This window comes from Amycolatopsis coloradensis (assembly GCF_001953865.1).
Classification (GTDB): Bacteria; Actinomycetota; Actinomycetes; order Mycobacteriales; family Pseudonocardiaceae; genus Amycolatopsis; species Amycolatopsis coloradensis.
On record NZ_MQUQ01000004.1, the window covers coordinates 409,803 to 428,566 of the forward strand.

General features: G+C 70.4%; 15 protein-coding genes. 8 read left to right on the forward strand and 7 right to left on the reverse strand.

Annotated elements, in window-relative coordinates; all coding sequences use genetic code 11:
- Positions 1–27: 27 nt before the first annotated feature.
- The gene (locus BS329_RS08975) at positions 28–1,158 is read right to left on the reverse strand and encodes an FAD-dependent monooxygenase (protein ID WP_084749494.1); all 1,131 of its coding nucleotides are present in this window, start codon (positions 1,156–1,158) and stop codon (positions 28–30) included.
- Between the two features lie 270 nt (positions 1,159–1,428).
- Here BS329_RS08975 and BS329_RS08980 point away from each other — a divergent pair, with 270 nt between their 5' ends.
- Positions 1,429–2,409, forward strand: coding sequence for an ATP-binding cassette domain-containing protein (locus BS329_RS08980; protein ID WP_076157869.1), 981 nt, complete (start codon positions 1,429–1,431; stop codon positions 2,407–2,409).
- Positions 2,406–3,239 carry an ABC transporter permease gene (locus tag BS329_RS08985; protein ID WP_076157872.1) on the forward strand — a complete coding sequence of 278 codons (834 nt, stop codon included), beginning with the start codon at positions 2,406–2,408 and terminating at the stop codon, positions 3,237–3,239. The genes BS329_RS08980 and BS329_RS08985 overlap by 4 nt, the downstream gene beginning before the upstream one ends.
- On the opposite strand, the gene BS329_RS08990 is transcribed toward BS329_RS08985, so the two are convergent.
- Positions 3,221–4,846 carry an amidohydrolase gene (locus BS329_RS08990; protein WP_076157875.1) on the reverse strand — a complete coding sequence of 542 codons (1,626 nt, stop codon included), beginning with the start codon at positions 4,844–4,846 and terminating at the stop codon, positions 3,221–3,223. The genes BS329_RS08985 and BS329_RS08990 overlap by 19 nt on opposite strands.
- A complete protein-coding gene (locus tag BS329_RS08995; RefSeq protein ID WP_076157878.1) occupies positions 4,843–6,267 on the reverse strand; it encodes a purine-cytosine permease family protein in 1,425 nt (474 codons plus the stop codon). Before BS329_RS08995 ends, BS329_RS08990 begins: the two co-directional genes overlap by 4 nt.
- 305 nt (positions 6,268–6,572) lie before the next feature.
- Here BS329_RS08995 and BS329_RS09000 point away from each other — a divergent pair, with 305 nt between their 5' ends.
- Positions 6,573–8,099: a PucR family transcriptional regulator gene (locus BS329_RS09000; RefSeq protein ID WP_076157881.1), complete on the forward strand. Its 1,527-nt coding sequence runs from the start codon at positions 6,573–6,575 to the stop codon at positions 8,097–8,099.
- A gap of 86 nt (positions 8,100–8,185) precedes the next feature.
- A complete protein-coding gene (locus BS329_RS09005; RefSeq protein ID WP_076157884.1) occupies positions 8,186–9,481 on the forward strand; it encodes a flavin monoamine oxidase family protein in 1,296 nt (431 codons plus the stop codon).
- A 145-nt stretch (positions 9,482–9,626) separates the two neighbouring features.
- Here BS329_RS09005 and BS329_RS09010 read toward each other — a convergent pair whose 3' ends face one another.
- The 4 genes from BS329_RS09010 to BS329_RS09025 form a co-directional block, all read right to left on the reverse strand.
- Positions 9,627–10,340 (reverse strand): phosphate signaling complex PhoU family protein, encoded by a 714-nt coding sequence (locus BS329_RS09010; protein ID WP_076157887.1) that lies wholly within the window; start codon positions 10,338–10,340, stop codon positions 9,627–9,629.
- Positions 10,337–11,074 (reverse strand): metallophosphoesterase family protein, encoded by a 738-nt coding sequence (locus tag BS329_RS09015; protein ID WP_208619180.1) that lies wholly within the window; start codon positions 11,072–11,074, stop codon positions 10,337–10,339. Before BS329_RS09015 ends, BS329_RS09010 begins: the two co-directional genes overlap by 4 nt.
- Positions 11,071–11,880 carry a nucleotidyltransferase family protein gene (locus tag BS329_RS09020; RefSeq protein WP_076157889.1) on the reverse strand — a complete coding sequence of 270 codons (810 nt, stop codon included), beginning with the start codon at positions 11,878–11,880 and terminating at the stop codon, positions 11,071–11,073. Before BS329_RS09020 ends, BS329_RS09015 begins: the two co-directional genes overlap by 4 nt.
- A 104-nt stretch (positions 11,881–11,984) precedes the next feature.
- Positions 11,985–12,368 carry a VOC family protein gene (locus BS329_RS09025; protein WP_076157892.1) on the reverse strand — a complete coding sequence of 128 codons (384 nt, stop codon included), beginning with the start codon at positions 12,366–12,368 and terminating at the stop codon, positions 11,985–11,987.
- Between the two features lie 78 nt (positions 12,369–12,446).
- Between BS329_RS09025 and BS329_RS09030 the strand changes: the two genes are divergently transcribed.
- The 4 genes from BS329_RS09030 to BS329_RS09045 all read left to right on the forward strand — a co-directional run bounded on the left by BS329_RS09030 (position 12,447) and on the right by BS329_RS09045 (position 18,463).
- A complete protein-coding gene (locus BS329_RS09030; protein WP_076157895.1) occupies positions 12,447–13,805 on the forward strand; it encodes a cytochrome P450 in 1,359 nt (452 codons plus the stop codon).
- A gap of 53 nt (positions 13,806–13,858) precedes the next feature.
- On the forward strand, positions 13,859–14,101 hold the full coding sequence (locus tag BS329_RS09035) for a hypothetical protein (RefSeq protein ID WP_076157898.1): 243 nt from the start codon (positions 13,859–13,861) through the stop codon (positions 14,099–14,101).
- A 10-nt stretch (positions 14,102–14,111) separates the two neighbouring features.
- A complete protein-coding gene (locus tag BS329_RS09040; protein WP_244197073.1) occupies positions 14,112–17,237 on the forward strand; it encodes an AfsR/SARP family transcriptional regulator in 3,126 nt (1,041 codons plus the stop codon).
- 62 nt (positions 17,238–17,299) lie between these two features.
- Positions 17,300–18,463: a serine hydrolase domain-containing protein gene (locus BS329_RS09045; RefSeq protein WP_076157901.1), complete on the forward strand. Its 1,164-nt coding sequence runs from the start codon at positions 17,300–17,302 to the stop codon at positions 18,461–18,463.
- The last annotated feature ends 301 nt before the right edge of the window (positions 18,464–18,764 follow it).

Here is an 18,764-nt window from a genome sequence, read left to right on the forward strand (position 1 = left end):
TCCATACGAATCACCAGGTGACGGTGATCATTCTCCCGACTTTGGATGAAATGTGAACAAACGTTCCAACTGCCGCAACTGCGCGCGTTCCGGAGCGGCGCTCATCAGCTTTTCCCGCAACAGGCACGCCAGCGGATTGCGCCAGCCACCGATCCTGGCGAGCATCCGGGCCTGAGACCAGGCGGCACGAGCACGGCGTCGCCTGCGCCGTTCGTACTCCATCAACGCCGGCTCGATCCCCGCGCCGCCATCGAGACAATCGGCGAGCACCGCGGCGTCCTCGAACGCCTGCGAGGTGCCCTGCCCCATGTTCGGCATACTCGGATGCGCCGCGTCTCCCGCCAGCACCACCCTGGCCGCACTCCACGCGCGCAGTGGCTCGCTGTCGTAGATATCGGTCGCGGTGATCTCTTCGCTCTCGGTCGCGGCCAGCAATTCCGGAATCGGCGCATGCCAGTTCTCGAAGAAACCGGGCGGCCTCGATTCGCTCGCACCTTCGACGGCGGGTGCCGAAGCGAACCAGTAAACCCGGCCGGCGGGCAGCCGCCAGATCCCGAATTGGTTCGGGCCGCCCATCGAGAGCACCCCGGGAAACGGCGGCAGCTCGAATTCGATCGTCGCACGCCAGACCGTGAAACCGGCGTAGCGGAGCGGCTCGGCCAGCCCGATGCCCGCCCGCACCGAAGACCGGATACCGTCGGCGCCGACCACCAGGTCCGCGCGTGCTTCGGTGCCGTCGGCGAATTCGGCCACCGCGCGCCCGGCTTCCGTGCGCACACCGACGCAGCGGGCGCCGAAGACCGGGCGTTCGCCGAGCACTCCCGTGAGCGCGTCGAGCAAATCCTTGCGGTGCATACCCGCACCGCGTCCGCCGATCGTGTCCATGACCGGTCCGGACACCTCGTAGAGGGACCGGCCCGTCTTCGACCGCATCGACGTACCCGGCGCCGGCAACGCGCCCGCGCGCACCGCCGCCCCGGCGCCGATCGCGTCCAGCGCGCGAAGACCGTTGGGCCACAAGGTAAGCCCGTTCCCGGATCGCGGCTCGGCCGCTCGCTCGCGGACCTCGACCCCGAATCCGGCCCGGCGCAGCGCGATCGCGGTGGCGAGCCCGGCGGGCCCGGCTCCGATGACCATCGCGGTGCGGTCCTGTGTCACGAAAATTCTCCTCGCGCCACGACGAAGCTAAGACCACCCATCCGGGTAACGCTTCTCTCCCATTGCTGGAGAGAAAAAGACCGGAACAGCAACCTCGAAGAAGTTTCGAACGGAGGGTTCCGGATCACTTCGCCGACGCCGGAAAAGATCGTTTTTGCCACTCAGGGGGCGGCTGTGCCGCACGATCCGGTTTCGGTACCTTGGTCATCCGCGTAGCGAGCCGGTTACTCAACGCTGAAGGCCCGCGTCGATTATTTTGGGAGTTTCGCCTTGTCTTCGAATACCGCTCTCGCGATAGAAACCACCGGACTGCTGAAGAAATTCGGCGACACCACCGCCGTGGACGGGGTCGACCTGGCCGTCCGGCCCGGAGTGGTGCACGGCCTGCTCGGCCCGAACGGCGCCGGCAAGACCACCACCATCAGGATGCTCGCCACCCTGCTGCGCCCAGACGCCGGTGCGGCACGGGTCTTCGGCCACGACGTGGCGACCGAACCGGACGCCGTGCGCAGTCGGGTCAGCCTCACCGGCCAGTTCGCCTCCGTGGACGAGAACATCAGCGGCTACGAGAACCTGGTGCTGGTGGCGAGACTGCTCGGGCATTCCAGGGCGGCGGCCAAGGCAAGGGCGACCGAACTGATCGAGGCGTTCGACCTCACCGAGGCCGCGGGCAAGCAGGCGGCCAAGTACTCCGGTGGCATGCGCCGCAGGCTCGACATCGCGGCGAGCATCGTGGTCACCCCGGACCTGCTCTTCCTCGACGAGCCGACGGCGGGACTGGATCCGCGCAGCCGCAACCAGGTGTGGCATATCGTCCGTGAACTGGTCCGGGCCGGTACCACGATCCTGCTCACCACCCAGTACCTCGACGAGGCCGACCAACTCGCCGACCGCATCGCGGTGCTCGACCACGGCAGGACGATCGCGGAGGGCACCAGCGCCGAGCTGAAGTCCTCGCTCGGGTCCGGCGCGCTGCGGGTGCGGCTGAAGAACGAGGGCGACCGCGCCGAGGCCAAACGGCTGCTCGACATCGCGCTCGGCGTGCCGATCATCCTCGACAACGAGCCCACAGCCCTGTCCGCGCAGGTGCCGGACCCGGACCGGGTGGCGCCCGCGCTGGCGATCCTGTCCAGCTCGGGAATCTCGGTCTCGGACTTCTCACTGGGCCAGCCGAGCCTCGACGAGGTGTTCCTCGCCCTCACCGGCCATCCCGCCGAAGACGACTCCGACAAGGAAGAGGCAGTCCGATGACCGCGCCTTACGCCACCGCCGTCCCGGACACCAAACTCCGCGGCGCGCTCGCGGCGCACGACCGCCCGCCCCGGCCGAATCCGCTCTACGCGTCGCTGACCTTCGCCTGGCGCGCGATGCTCAACTTCAAGCACGCGCCGGAACAGCTGAGCGAAGCCGTCGTCATGCCGTTCATGTTCGTGCTGATGTTCACCTATCTCTTCGGTGGCGCGATCGCGAACTCCAGCGGCGAATACCTGCACTACTTCCTGCCAGGCATCCTGGTGATGACCGTGCTGATCATGACCGTGAACACCGGTGCCGCGCTGAACGCCGAAATGGCGAAGGGCATCTTCGACCGGTTCCGCACGCTGCCTTTCTGGCAGCCGGCGCCGATCGTCGGCGCGCTGATCGGCGACATCGTCCGCTACACCTTCGCGATCGTGCTGACCGTCGGCCTCGGCCTGCTGCTCGGGTTTCGGCCCGGCGGCGGTTTCACCGGTGTCGTGCTCGCGATCCTGGTGCTGCTGGTGTTCGCGTTCGGCGTGGGCTGGATCTTCACCACGCTCGGCATGCTGGTGCGCAAACCGGAGTCGATCACGAACACCAGCATGATGCTGCTGTTCCCGCTCAGCTTCATCAGCAACATCTTCACCATGCCGGAGACCATGCCGTCCTGGATGGCGGCGATCGTGCGGGTGAACCCGGTCAGCCACGCCGCGACGGCCGTGCGCGGGCTCATGCACGGCACCGCGACGGCCGGTCAGATCGTGCTGGTGCTGATCATCTCGGCCGCGCTCGTCGTGGTGTTCGGCTCGCTGACCATGGTGCTCTACCGCCGCAAAAGCTGATCGGCTCCCGCGACCACGGTCTGCCGGACCTCGGCCCGCAACAGCGAGCCGGGGCCTTCGGCGAACGGATCGCGGTCCAGCACCACGAAATCCGCCGCCAGCCCCGGTGCCAGACGTCCGGTCAGCCCTTCCCACCGGCACGAGTACGCCGCGTGCCGGGTGCCGTGCGCGAGGGCGTCGGCCATGGGCAGGGCGAACTCCGGGATGTTGGGCGGCAGCCCGGGATCGGACGCCGACCGCCGGGTGGTGGCGATGTACATGTTCGGCAACGGCGGATGCGGCGCGGTCGGCGCGTCGGAGCCGAACGCGAGCACCGCGCCGGCGGCGGTCAGCTCCGGCCACGGGTATCCGCGCCGCACCCGGTCGTCGCCGAGCATCGCCCGCCAGTTGTCCTGGATCGCCGGGTCGGCGTGCACCGGCTGCATGGACGCGACCACGCCGAGCCGGGCCAGCCGCCGCACGTTCTCCTCCGTCACCACCTCGACGTGCTCCAGCCGGTGCCGCCGGTCGCGCGGCCCGTTGACCTCGATCGCGTGCTCCAGCGCGGAAAGCGCGATGTCCGACGCCTCGTCGCCGATCGCGTGCAGCGCCACCTGCAACCCGGCCGCGTCCGCCGCGGCCACGACAGGGGAAAGCGCCGCCAGGTCCCAGATCGGCCCGGGATGGCTGCCGTCGGCGAACGGCGCCTTCATCGCCGCCGTGCAACTGTCGATCACGCCGTCCACCAGCAGTTTGATGCCGGTGACCCGCAACCACGGCCCGGACAGCCGCCCGGCCAGCTCCACCGCCCGCCGGACCTGCCGCAGGTCGTCCTCGGTGCGGCCGGTCCGCTCGACCAGCCAGTGCCCGGCCACCCGCAACGGCAACCGGCCACCGCCGCGGGCCAGTGCCCGCTCCAGCGCGTCCAGATCGTCCTGCCCCAGCCCCATGTCCACCGCACCGGTCACCCCGTCGGACAGGTACCGCTCGAACGCCGAAGCCAGCGCGGTGTCACGCTCGTCGTCGCCGGCCTCAGCGTCGAGGAACCGCCGCACCAGCTGCAACGCGGCCGCCTCGTACAGCATCCCGTCCGGCTCGCCCGCCTCGTCGCGGCCGATCCGGCCGCCGATCGGGTCGGGGGTGTCCGCCGTGATCCCGAGCTCCCGCAGCGCGGCGCTGTTGACCCACGTCGAATGCAGGTCGTTGGCGAAGAGGTAGACCGGCCGGTCCGGCACGGCCGCGTCGATCATGCCCCGTTCCGGGCTCCGCCCGTCCAGCGCGCCGAACAGCCAGCTGCGGCCGAGGACGCGCGGCGCACCGAGGTCGGCGTCCGCCGCCCCACGGACCTTGGACTGGATCTCGGCGACGTCGGCGGCGTCGAACAGGTCGACCTGCCGCAGCGCCTCGCCCATTCCCAGCAGGTGGGTGTGCGCGTCCACGAAACCGGGCAGCACGAACGCCCCGCCGAGGTCCACCAGCCGCGCGTCACCCGCCATCCCGTCCGCCGTCGTGGTGTCGCCGACGAACTCGATCGACTCCCCGCGCACGACCATGGACTCCGCCCACGCGGGCTCGTCGGCGGTGAAGATCCGGCCGCCCCGGTAGTGGACTCGTTCCGGCTTGCTCATTTCACTCCTTGTGTCGACGAACGCATCGCGAGGACGTAGATCAGCGCCGGGACGATCAGCCCCACCGGCAGCGACAGGTCGATCCCGCCTGCCAGCTCGGCGAGGAACCCGGTGTGCACGCCGGGCACGGCCAGGAACTCGACCGCGAGCGCGGCGCCGACCATCAGCGCGGCGAAACCGGCCCAGTTGACCCCGCCCCGGTACCAGAACGGGCCGCCCCGGCTCAGGTCACTGAGCGCGTGGCCGTCGTACCGGTTGCGCCGCAGCAGCACGTCGGCGACGTAGATGGCCATGATCGGGGCCAGCACCGCCACCATCATCTGCAGCATCCGGCTGACCATGTCCAGGAAGTTCGAGACCAGCAGCGCGTACATGGTCAGCAGGATGCTGACCGTGCCGTAGAACAGCACGCTGCGCGACCGGCGGACGCGCATCCCGATCGCCTGGAGCGCCAGCCCCGAGCTGTAGATGATCAGCGCGTTGTTGGCGATCGCGCCCAGGATCATGGCGATCAGGAAGACCGGGGAGAACCAGCCGGGCAGCAGGCCGGTGAGCGCGGTCTGCGGATCGCTCATGTCCAGCGTGGTGGCGGCGATCGCGCCCAGCAGGGTGCACAGCACGCTGGGCAGGTACGCGCCCGCCGCCGTCCAGCCGACGATGGCCGACGGCTTGGCGGTGCGCGGCAGGTAGCGGGCGAAGTCGGCGCTGGTGCTGTAGGACAGCGGGGCGGAGGAGACCATGGCCAGCCCCGCGGCCAGCGCCGCCCAAAGGTCGGGTCCTTGGAGTTCCTGCGGCGGCCGGTGACCCCAGTCGGCGTTGCCCACCACGAAGAACGCCAGGACCGCGAACACCACCGCGAGTGCCGCGGCGAGCGGCAGGTACAGCCTGATGATCGTGGCGTGCCCGTAGACGCTGATCGCCAGCGTCACCGCCGCCACGCCGACGATGACCAGTATCTTGCCCGTCGTGCCGAGGTCCAAGCCGAACCTGGCGCACAGGCTGAACGCCGTCACCGACGCCGCAGACAGGCTCAGCGCCACGTAGCACACGGAGATCAGCGAGCCGTTGACCGTGACCAGCACCCGGTTGCCGCGAACGCCGTACATGGTCCGGGTGATGACCGAACTCGGCGTGCCCGCGGCCGGGCCGCTGACCGAGATCAGCCCGACCAGCAGCCAGAACAGGTTGCCGGCCAGGATCACGCCGAGTGCCTGCCACAGGCTCAGGCCCAGCACCACGAGCGCGCCGCCGACCACGAGGCTGAGGTAGCTGACGTTCGGCGCGGCCCACACGCCGAACAAATCGCGTGCCCGGCCGTGCCGCTCCTCGTCGCCGATGACGTCGATGCCGTGCGTCTCGATGCGGGTGGCCTGGGCGGAGACGGGTTCGGATGCCGCTCCACTTGCTGGGTCTTGGATCACGGCGGGCCTCCAGCGGTGTCCTCTGTGGACTGAGTGTCGGTCGGTGAACCCGCGTCCGCGATCGACGTCGGCAGGGCGAGGCCTGGCCGAACCTCTCGCGTTGACCGGTAAGGCGCCCTGCCACCGCGATAGCGGGGCCTTCGGCCGGGGCGGGTTCACACTGGGTCCTGTTTGCGGGTCCATCTCAGCTCTGCCAACCGGCCCTGAGACTTGGGTCACGGGGTGTGGGGACGGTAGGGCGGCCCACCCGGCCGCGTCGATGGACGCGAGGTTGAACTTTTCGCGTGACTGTGGACACTGCGTCCATGCCGCTGACTGTCGCCGACCTGCTCGCCCTTCGCGCTCTCCGCCTGACCCTGGTCGCCGGGGAGGGCGGGCGCGACCGGGTGATCGAGGCCGCGCACGTCTCGGAGCTGGCCCGGCCCGGCGAGTGGCTGCACGGCGGGGAACTGCTGATGACGGCCGGGGTGGTGCTGCCGACGGACCGGCGGTCCTGCCGGGGATTCGTGCGGGACGTCGTCGAGGGCGGCGTGGCGGCACTGGCGTTCGGCGTCGGCCACGGCCAGCCGCATCGGGAGCCGCCCGGTGAGCTGGTGGCCGCCGCCGAGGCCGCCGGGCTGCCGCTGCTCGTGGTGCCGGACGAGGTGCCGTTCATCGCGGTCACCAAGGCGGTGTTCGCCGCGCTGGCCGCCGAGGACCGGCGCGCACTGGAGCACACCGTCGACGTGCAACGCAGGCTGACCGTCGCCGCGACGTCGGGCGGCGGCCTGAACGCGATCCTCAAGGTGTGGCTGCACGCGACCGGTCGCGCCGCCGTGGTGACCGACCTGCTCGGCCGCGAGCTGGTCGCCGTCGGCGAGTCCGCGCCCGCCCTGCTCGCCGCCGGGCGCACCGTGCTGGACGAGGTCGGCGGCCGCGGGTTGCTGGGCAGCGCGTCGGTCGCGGTGAACGGGGTGACCGTGGCCGTGCAGCCGATCGGTGCCCGGCGGCTGCGCGGGCACGTGCTGCTCGCCCGGCCGCCCCAACCGCAGCCGGGCACGGTGGACGCCGCGCTGGTGTCGCTGCTGACGCTGGAGCTGGAGCGCAGGCACCTTGCCGACGAACCGCGACGGCGAGCCGGCGCGGAGGCGCTGGCCCGGCTGCTGGACGGGCTGCCCGACGACCGGGCCGAGTCGCTGCTGTCCACGTTCGGGCTGGCCTCGCCCTCGGTGCGCGGTCTGGCGGTGGTGGCCGGGCCGGGGGAAGCGGACGACCTGGCGGCCGATCTCGCCCTCGTGCTGCCCGGTGGTCTCGTGCGGTGGTCCGAGGACACCGTGGAAGCGCTGGTCTTGGACGAGGTGGACGTGACCGCGCTGCTCGACCGGTTCGCTCCGAAGCGCCCAGCGGGCGTGGGCGCGGCACTGCGGCCGGGCTCGGCGGCCGTCTCGTTGCGGCAGGCGCGGGCGCTGCTGGCCACCAGCACGCGCCTTGGCCGTCCCGCCGAGGCCGGGGAACACAGCTCCAGCAGGCTGCTGCTCACCCTGGGGCCGCCGGAGCTGCTGGCGTCCTTCGCCGACACCGTGCTGGCGCCTGTCGACGCCGCCGATCAGCGGGGGCAGCTGCTGGCCACGTTGCGAGCGTGGCTGGAGGCCAACTCCGCCTGGGATGTCACGGCGCAGCGCCTCGGCGTGCACCGGCACACCGTGCGCAACCGCATCGACCGGATCGAGCAGCTCACCGGCCGGACGCTGACGACCGCGTCCGCGCGCTACGAGCTGTGGCTCGCGCTGGAGGCCCGGGACGCGCTCGCCTACGCCGAGACCGCACCGGATTCGTCACCGCGTCCACAGTGATCGGCTGAATTGGACATCGCGTCCATCGACCGGTGCGGGGCGGCGCACGTACGTTGCCGTGCACGCTGACAGAAGGCAGGTGTTCGATGGTTTCTCCGGAAGTCGATGTCGTCATCGTGGGCGCGGGCTTCGCCGGGCTGACGGCCGCACGCGATCTCGGCGCGGCCGGGCGGACGGTGCGGGTGCTGGAAGCGCGTGACCGGATCGGCGGCCGCACCTGGTACCGGACCGACCTGTTCGACGGGGTCGGGCTGGAGATGGGGGGCACGTGGATCGTCCCCGAACAGACCTTCGTCACCGAAGAGGTCGACCGCTACGGGATCGCGGTCAGCGACAGCGAACTGCCAGCCCGGATGACCTGGTCCGACCGGGGCCGCGTGCTGGAGTCGCTGCTGCCGGTGCCGCCCGCCGAACTGGAGGACCTGGAACTGGCGGTCCGCGCCCTGATCGCCGCGGGCGCGCGGCTCGACGTGGACCGTCCACTGGCGGGACAGGGCTTGGCCGACCTCGACGTCCCGATCCGCCAGTGGGCCGACGAAGCCGGTTTGAAGGGCAACGCGCGGGAACTGCTGATCTCCTGGTTCTGCGGATGCGGCAACGCTTCGGCCGACACCGGCTCCGCGCTGGACGTGCTGCGCTGGCTCGCCGCCATGGGCAACTCCGTCTGGGGCATGGTCCGGGCCAGCGTGCTCGGCCGGACCTTCGACGACGGCACCGCCTCACTCGCCACGGCGCTGGCGGAGGACGGCGGCACGGACATCCGGCTTGGCACACCTGTGCGGTGGGTGCGCCAGGAGGCGGACCACGTGGTCGTCGGCCACGACGGCGGGGTGGTCACGGCGCGGCGGGTGCTGATCACCGTCCCCATCGGCGTGCAGCGGCACATCGAGTTCACCCCCGCGCTGTCCGCGGCGAAACTGGCCATCTCCACCGAGAACCACGCCGGTCAGGGGCAGAAGGTGTGGGCGCTGGCCCGCAACGTGCCGGACGACCTGAGCGGGTACGGCTGGGGGACCGCGTTCGACTACGTCGGCGCGATGTACACCGTGCCCGAGGGCGTGGTGCTGGTGTGCTTCGCACCTGAGCACGACCGGGTGGACGGGCACGACGTGGCGGACGTGCAGCGGGCGGTGCGCGAGTTCGCGCCTGAGGCCGAAGTCGTCGCCGCGACCACCTACGAATGGGTGGACGACGAATGGTCGCGCGGCACCTGGACGACGTTCCGGGCCGGGCAGATCACCCGCTATGAGCGGGATCTCGCCGTGCCGGAGGGCATGGTGCACTTCGCCGGCGCGCACACCGCCCAGCGGTGGCCGGGCTTCATCGACGGCGCGATCGACAGCGGCCGCCGCGCCGCCGCCGAACTGCTGGCGGTGCTGTGACGTGTCTCCAGGCCACCGTCCCGCCTGCCATCGAGCCGATCTTCACCGGCTTCGCGGTGCAGCACTGTCCGACCGGACGAGCAGCGGGTCGTGAGTGGCGTTTCGGGTCAAGCGGCTGAGCCGAATACCGCCGTCCTGGGCACGATCAGTTCCGGGCACCGTGATCGGAGAGCGGGTTTTCGGCTCCCGCCGACCGGGCGGAAGCGTCCCGCAGGGCCGATTCGGGCAGCTCCCCCGTCAACGCGAAGTCCACTCGCCGCGCCACGGAGACGACCTGGTCGGCGAACCGCTCGTAGAACCGCGCCAGCAGCGCCACCGAGATGGCGGGCGCGACACCGTGCGCCCAGGCCGGATCGGTGACCTCGGTCATCAGCTCCTCGTAAAGCGCGTCGACGCGCTGATCGGACCGGGCCAGCGAGTGGAACACCTCGGCAGGCGACCCTTGAATCGCCGCGCCGAGGTCTTCCGCCATCGAGCAGACAAGTCCGGCCATCTCCCCGAATCGCCCGGACAGCGCCTCGGGGACGGCGAATTCCGGCGCCCGGGCGGCTTGTTCGGCGATGTGCTGGGCGAGGTCGCCCATCCGCTCCAGCCGATCGGCGCAGTACACCGCCGCCAGCACAGTCCGCAGGTCTCCCGCCACCGGCGCCTGCAAGGCGAGCAGCTTCTGCGCGGTCTCCTCGCATTCGGTCCGTGTCGCGTTCATCCGCGTTTCGACGGTCGCCAGTTCGATGGCGGCATCGAGGTCGCGGTCGAGAAAAACCCGGTTGGCCAGGCGTAGCTCGTCGCACGCCATGCCGCTCATATCCGACAACCGGTCGCCGAGGACACCCAGTTGCCCCTGGAATCGCTCCCTCATACCAAGGCCTTCGCCGGTTCGAGGAGGTACGTCGCGTACGCGGCCCGGATCACCGGCTGGGCGACGTTCCGCACCGGGACACCGCCCGGACTCACCCCCTGTTCGGTCCCGTAATGCGCGTGCCCGTGCACCGCGAGAGCGACCTGGGCGTCGTCGATCGGCTCGCACAAGAGGTAGGACCCGAGGAACGGGTGGATCTCCGGCGGCTCACCGTGCAGCGTCCCGGGAATCGGCGAGTAGTGCGTCAGCGCGACGACCACGTCGGCGCCCTCGTGTTGGAGCCCTTCGAGCGCGGTCCGCAGCCGTTTGGCCGCCGCCATGGTGTGCTCGACGAAGTCCTTCATCTCGCGCTCGCCGAAGCGGCTCGCGCATTTGCCCGCGAACCCGCCGCCGAAGCCCTTCACCCCGGCGACACCGAGGGTGCCGCCGTCGAGTTTCACTGTGGTGGCCGAACCCTCGAGGACGGTGATCCCGCTTTCCTCCAGCAAGCCGCTGACCGCTTCGGCCGCGTCGGAGTGGTAGTCGTGGTTGCCCAGCACCGAAACCACCGGGACGTCGAGCCCGGCGAACTCGTCGGCCACCACCCTCGCCTCCTCGACGGTGCCGTGCCGGGTGAGGTCACCGGCGAGCAGCAGTACGTCGGCGTGTTCGGCGATGTTGTCCAATGCCGGCCGCAGCAGGCCACGGTTGTCCTTACCGAGGTGGACGTCCCCGACCGCGGCGACCCGGATCACCGGATCTCCTCGGCCCGCGCCGGCTCGCGCACGTCGGCGAGCCGGACGTCGTTGTGCACCAGTTCGGCCGCGATGTGTTCGCAGATGACGGCCTCGAGGTCGGCCTTGCGGTTCTCGCAAGCGACCTCACCGCTGAGCCGGACCTGGTCGCCGCGCACGGTGACGTGCACGCCGAGTTCGGCGGTCCTCGGGTCCTCCGCCAGTGCCTTGGTCAGCCTGGCGACGAGATATTGGGGTGCTTCCGCGGGCATCGGTAGCTCCTTCCCGTCGATGATGGACAGTGCCGCGAGCAGGGTCAGGAACGACCACGCGTACGGCGATTCGGCAGTCTCTTCGGCCACCCGGTGCCAGTCGACCTGTTCGCGGAGATCGCGGGCGATCCGCAGCAGGGGCGCGAAATCGCATCGGTGCGGGCTGAGCACGAGAACCTTGTCGACAAGCAGGTCGGTCCCGTTGAGCACCGGCGCCGCGGTCGCCCCGATACGCATCAACGAGGCGCGGTCCAGCATGGCGTCGGTCACCGGGCGGTGATTCGGCCGGAAGATCAAGTCGACCAGGCAGTCGCCGTCGTAGACCTTGGTGAGCCAGTCCTCGGGCGGATGCACGTGTCTCAGCCCCGCGGCTTCCAGGGCTTCCACCGCTTCGGGCACGTCTTCCTGCTTGAGGAAGATGTCGACGTCATGATCGGACGGCGGGCCGCCTCTCGCGTAGACGGCGAGGCCGCCCGCGACGGCGAACCGCACCGACGTACTGTCCAAAGTGGTCACCACCTTGGTCAGAGCGTGCAGTAGTTCCGTTTCTTTCACGGTCGCTCACCCACCCGGGTTGCCACTACCTGCTTTCCGCTTCCCTCCGCCATGGGTACGGCTACCCGCTATCGCGCCGACTTAATCGGGCATTTGCGACGCGGTCAACCACCCGAAGGCGCGTTGCTGAGATCGACGACGCAGAAGCGGTTGCCGTCCGGGTCGGCGAGAACGACGAAGTCGGGCTTGGGCGGGTAGCTGTCCCAGCCGACGTCTCGGGCTCCGAGTTCCTTGAGGCGCGAGACTTCGGCTTCCTGCTCGGCGGCGGTGTCCACGAGGAGGTCGAGGTGGATCCGCGGGTACGGCTCGATCGGCGACCTGCTGGACATCAAGCCCAGCGCGCGCCCGGACCCGTCGGCATGGACCAGCGTCCGCCAGTCGTCTCTGGCCCATTCGTCACTGGCCACGAGATCCAGCGCGGCGGTCCAGAACGCCACCGCTCGCGGCAGGTCCGACACGCCGATCACGGGAAAGCCGAGTCTGAGCATGCCGACAGGTTAATCCCGGTTCGGGTGATCAGTCGCGGCCGAAGATTTCCGTATCCCCGTAACGGGTACGAGGCCGCCATGACGACACGACAAGGACCCCGCGCCGTCCCCTCGGAGCAGGTGCTGAAAGCAGCCACGCGGCCGGGGTCCGCCGTGGACGCCTCCATCAAGGACACTCTTCGTATCGCGACCCGAGTCCTGTTGCCCATCCTGCTCACCGGTGTGCTCAAACGCCGGCCCCGGGCCATGGCTTTGGCGCAGAAATTCCAGACCGACCGGGCCGCCGCGCGCCTGCACGGCGAACTCCGGCACCGCTATGGCGATCATCCGCTGCACCTGCGGCTCCCGGGTTGCTCGATCGACCTCGCGCTCTCCCCGGAGACCGTGGGCACGGTGCTGGCAGGCACCCCCTCGCCGTTCAGCCCGGCGACCAGGGAAAAGAAAGCGGCGCTCGGCAAATTCCAGCCACACGGGGTGCTCATCTCCGAAGGACACGAGCGCGCGATCCGCCGCGAGCTGAACGAGGCCGTCCTCGAACCCGGCAGGGAGCTGCACGAATTGGCCGAACCGTGGGCGCGGGTCATCGCCGCGCAGGCAGGCGAGATGCTCGACGCCGCGGCGCTCGACTGGGACACGTTCGCCACCCGCTGGTGGCGAATCGTGCGGCAGGTGACACTCGGCGGCGACACGACCGAAGACCGCGAGCTCACCGACCTGCTGGCCTCGCTGCGGCTCGCCGGGAACTGGGCTTACGCCGGACCTCGACGCCGCCGTACCCGGGAACGCTTCCTCGAGCTGGTCCGTCACCAGGTCGCGTTACGGCGTCCAGGCAGCCTCGCCGCCGCGCTCGCCGCGGCACCGGACGCGGACGGGCTGGATCCGGCCGGACAGCTGCCGCATTGGCTGTTCGCCTTCGACGCGGCCGGGATCGTCACGTTCCGGACACTGGCCCTGCTCGCCGCCCACCCCGAGCATCTTGCCGCGATCCGGGAGGAACTGGAGGACACGGACCTGTCTACCCCACAGCGGCTGCCGAGGACACGCGCGAGCGTGCTGGAGTCCGTGCGGCTCTGGCCCACGACGCCGGCGCTGCTCCGCGAAACCCGTGGAAAGACGGCCTGGGGACCGGATCGCACCACGGTCTTCGTGTACACGCCGTATTTCCACCGCGACGTCGAGCGCCTGCCCTACGCCGACCGCTTCGAACCCGCCATCTGGCTCGATGGCCGCGCCGCCGACAATCCCGCCCTTGTCCCCTTCAGCGGTGGCCCGGGCGCCTGCCCGGGCCGGGACGTGGTGTTGTTCGCGACTTCGATGCTGCTGGCCCACCTCGTCCGTGATCACGACATCCAGTCGTCCGGCGCCTTGCTGACGCCGGGAAAACTGCCGCTGACGCTGGACAACTTCGGCTTGCGCTTCCGTCTCCACAAGGTCTGATCACCGCGTCGGGCCCACCCGAACTACCCTCGACGGTACGAGGAGGTGGTGAGGTGACGGACGAGCAGCTCATCGTCGAATTCGCGCTGACCCGCCTGGACCATCCCGGCCTCGACCTCGAGGAAGTGGCCACGCTGACCGTCCGGCGGCTCGGTGAAGACCGGATGCTCGACTTCGCCGGGCTCACCCTCGCCAGCCGCGGCGAATTGCGCGGGGCCGTGTTCCCCGCCGCCGTCGAACACGTACTCCGGGTCGTCCTGACGTTGCGCGGTCCTGACGATCAGGCGGTGTCCTAGGGTTCTCGCCGTGGGGTTGAGGGTGACGGTGCTGGGGCCGGTGCGGGTCTTCGGCGACGACGGCGAACAGATCGACACCGGCGGCGCCAAGCCGCGCATGCTGCTGGCCAGACTCGCACTGGCGGCGGGCGAGACGGTGTCACCCGGTGTGCTCATCGAGGACATCTGGGGACCGGACTCGCCGTCGGCCACCACGAACACCTTGCACGCGCTGGTGCACCGGCTGCGCAGGGCGCTGCCGGAGCCGGAAGTCGTGGAGTCGCCTGCCGGGGGTTACCGGCTCGCCCTGCCGACGGACAGCGTGGACGCGCACCGGTTCGACGTCTTGGCGGCGCGTGGCAGGCGCGAACTCCTGGCCGACGCCCCCGAACAGGCGACCGCCACGCTCGGGGACGCGCTCGCGTTGTGGCACGGTGACGCGTTCGCGGACATACTCGCGGCTCCGTACGCCGGAATCGCCGGCGCGCGCCTCGAGGAAGTGCGCGTGGCCGCACTTGAAGACCGTTTCGAAGCGGAACTGCGGCTGGGCAGGCACTCCGGGATCCTGCCCGATCTGGAGGCGGCGTGCGCCGGGCGACCTTTGCGGGAACGCCTGGCCGCGTTGCGCATGCGCGCGCTTTCGGCGGCGGGGCGCCAGTCCGAGGCTCTCGCCGCGTACGAGGAGATCCGGGGCAGGCTCGCCGACGAACTCGGTGTCGATCCCTCCGCCGTGGTGCGGCAGGCCCAGCTCGCCGTACTGCGCGGAGAGGCGGATCGGACGGCGGCCCGCTCCGTGCCCACGCCGGGCAGACTGCCGTCCCGGTTGACGTCGTTCGTCGGCCGCGAGGACGAATCGGCGTTGCTCGCGAACCTGATGGAGACGTCCCGGCTGGTCACCGTCGCCGGTACCGGCGGTGTCGGCAAGACCCGGCTGGCCCTGGAAGTGGCGTCCCGGCATCCCGCGTACGAAAGCGGCAGGCTGTGGCTCGTCCCGCTGGCAGGTGTCGAGAAGCCGGAAGGGGTCGCCGACGCCGTCCTCGGCGCGCTCAGCGGCGGCCACCTCCCCGCCGGCGCCACCGAGCCGCTGGACCGGGCGGCCATCCTGCTCGGCGGGGACGACGCCGTGCTGGTCTTGGACAATTGCGAGCACCTCGTCGCCGAAGTCGCGCGCGTCGCCCAGCACCTGCTCGAAACCCGGCCGCGGCTGACCGTCCTGGCCACCAGCAGGGAGCCGTTGGACGTCCTGGGCGAAGCACTCTGCCGCCTCGACCCGCTCGGCCTTCCCGCCGAGCACACCGATCCCGGCGCATCGGCCGCCGTGCGGCTGTTCACCGACCGCGCGGCCGCGGTCCAGCCCGGTTTCGCCCGCACGGAGTCCACAAGGGACTCCGTGGTGGACGTCGTCCGCCGTCTCGACGGTTTGCCGCTCGCACTGGAACTGGCCGCGGCACGGCTGCGCTCGATGACCGTCGGCCAGGTCGCGCGGCATCTCGATGACCGGTTCCGGTTGCTCTCCACCGGGAACCGGGCGGCCCTTCCCCGCCAGCGCACCCTGCGCGCGGTGATCGAGTGGAGCTGGGACCTGCTGAGCGATCGCGAACGGACAGTGGCGCGCCGATTGGCCTTCTTCCCGGCAAGCGCCACCTTCGAGGCGATCGAAGCGGTCTGCTCGGACACCCTCTACGTACTCGACTCGCTCGTCGGCAAGTCGCTCGTGGAGCGCGGCGAGAACGGCTATCGGATGCTGGAGAGCATCCGCGCCTTCGCCGCCGAAGAGCTTTCCCGGGCGGGCGAACGGGCCATGATCCAGGACCGCTACCTCCGCCACTTCGCCGCACTGGCCGCCGAGCACGAAGCTCTCGCACGGTCTCACTCCCAGCCCTCCTCACTGGCCGTCATCGCGGACGAGTACGACAACCTGGTGTTCGCGCTGAGGGTGGCGCTCGACGGCCGGGACGCGGAGGCCGTGGTGCGGCTGCTCGGCCTGCTGCACTGGTATTGGTACGCGGTGCGCTACGACGCCCGGACGGAGTCGTTGATCGCCGAGGCGCTCACACTGGGTGACGCGCTCCCCCACGACGCCCGTGCCGCTTTCGCCGCGATCGACGCCCTGATCGGCGAGAGCGGGCCGTGCACCGATCCGGACCGGATGCGCGCCCTCGTCGCCCGCTGTTCGGAAACCGGCGCCTTCGAGCGGTATCCGTTCCTGCTGCTGGTGACGCTTCCCCTGGCCCAGCAGACGGGCCTCGACGACCTGGTCATGGCGGAGATGGCCCGGGCGCGAAACGGTTCCGACGCCTGGGCGGGGGCGTGCGTGTCCTTGCTGGAAGCCACCGCGGCCTCGGATCGTGGCGACTGGGCGGGCTCGGCCGCCGCACGCGGGCGGGCGGCCGCCGAGTTCGCCGAAACCGGCGACCGGCTGTGGACGGCGGTGTCGACGGCCCTCCTGGCCGAGGTCCACCTCGTCCGCGGCGACCACGACGCGGCGATCGCCGCGCTGGAACGCTCCGTCGGTTTGTCCGCCGGGTCCGGCTCGCAGGACCAGGTCTCCCACCTGGTCGGGCTGGCCGCGGTCCGGATGCGCGCCGGCGACCTCGACGGCGCCGAGCGGGACATCGACGCGGCCGAAGACCTGACGCGCCCACTCGGCCTGCGATACATGGAGTTCGAAATCCGCCTTGGCCGTGCCGAGATCCACCGGCGCTCCGGCGACTTCCGGCGAGCGGAGCGGGAACTCGACGAGCTGGCCGCGCTGGCGCGACGGCTGCGGCTGCCGGAGGTGGAGACCGTCCTGGCGCCGGCCAGGATCGCTCTGCGCCTCACGACCGGGGACGCGGACGGCGCCCGCGAACTGCTGCCCGCCGCGATCGCCGCGGCGCGGGCCAACAGGGCCGCCGCCCCGGCCGCCCAGCAGCTGGCCCGGCTGCTGTTCCTCGAAGACGACCCGGTCGGCGCGGCGACGGCGCTCGGCCTGAGCCAGGCGATTCGCGGAGCCTTCGACCACGGCGATCCGGAGCTGCGCGACCTGGTCGCCGAACTCGTCCGGCGGCTCGGCGAACACGGTTACGACACCGCGTTCCGGACGGGTGCGCGGCTCACCCGCCGCGACGCGACGCTCCGGCTGGCAGCGCACTCAGTTCCTGTCAGCGCCTTGTAAGCCGGTTGTCATCGCCGACGGTCACCGTTGGGCGTACGACAACCGGCTGAGAGGAAATCGACATGACGAACGTCGAAAGCACGGGACGCCCGAAGGTACGCGAGGCCATGGACCGCGCGGTGAGTGAGCTGGGCGCGCCCAGCGTCGTCGTCCAGATCCAGGACGGCGACGGCACGTGGTACGGCTCCACCGGACAGGCCGACACCGTGAGCGGCGCCCGGCGGGTGCCCGGCGAGCACCTGCACACCGGCAGCATCTCCAAAGCGTTCACCGCGGCCACCGTGCTCCAGCTCGAGGCAGAGGGGCTGCTGGACATCGACGACACCGTCGAGCGCTGGCTGCCGGGAGCGATGGACGGGAGTGACTACGACGGCACCAAGATCACCGTCCGGCAGCTGCTGTCCAACACCAGCGGCCTGTTCGCCACGGGTATGGCGAAGGAGGTGCAGCGCCGGTACAACGTCCGGTCCTCCTTCGACGAACACCGCTTCGAAGTCTTCCAGCCCGGAGCCGTGCTGGAACTCGCCGTGTCGGAGCCTCCGGCGTATCAGCCAGGAGAAGCCTTCTGGTACTCGAACGGCGGATTCGGCTTCGCCGCGGCGATCGTCGAGAAGGCCACGGGAAACAGCTTCGAGTCCGAACTGGACCGGACACTGGCGCGCCCGTTGGGACTGAGCCACACCTTCGCGCGCCACCGCGAGGAAACCGGGTACCGGGGACGTCATCCCCGGGCTTACTCGAAGGTCTTCCTCAGGGAAGGGGTCCGCCCGGACGAAGTCACCCCGGAGAACTGGCCCTCGATGCTGGAAGACCCGGCACTGCCCCCCTTCGACGTCACCGAGGTCAACACTTCCGCCGGGTGGGGCGCGGCCAACGTGGTGTCGACGCTCGACGAGCTGCTCGTGTTCTTCGCCGCGATGATCGAAGGCAGCCTGCTGCCACCCGCGCAGCACGAGAAGATGTGGACCACCGTCTCCACCGAAGGCGCGCACTGGCTCGCGAACACCCGCTACGGCCTGGGGTTGTACGAACTGACCCTGTCCAACGGCCTGAAGCTGCGCGGCGGCACCGGGCAAAGCTATGGCACGTGCACCTTCGTGATGGGTACTCCCGACGGTTCCCACATGCTGGCCGTCCACACCAACAACGACTGGGCGACGTTCCCGCTGCTCGACAGCATTCTGGAAGCGGAGTTCGGCGCTTCCGGTCTCGTACTGAAAATCTGACGGTCGGCTCGGTGGCCCTTGCCCGGACCGGACAAGGGCCACTGTGTGCCAGGACACGGATTGACGCCGACGCGCCATCGGATCGCCGAACTCACCGCCACCGTCGGCCACCCCGACAAGGAAACCGTGCTCATCCCGGAAACCGCCCTCCACACCACCCCACGCTCTGCACGCACCGGCCACCCGACCAAGCAGGCCAGGGCTCGGCGCACTGTTCGGCTCTCGTAGGGCGTCGGGGTCGTGAGCGCCGATTCACCGACAACCGCACGTGACCACGAAGAACACGGGGCCGATTTCCGGT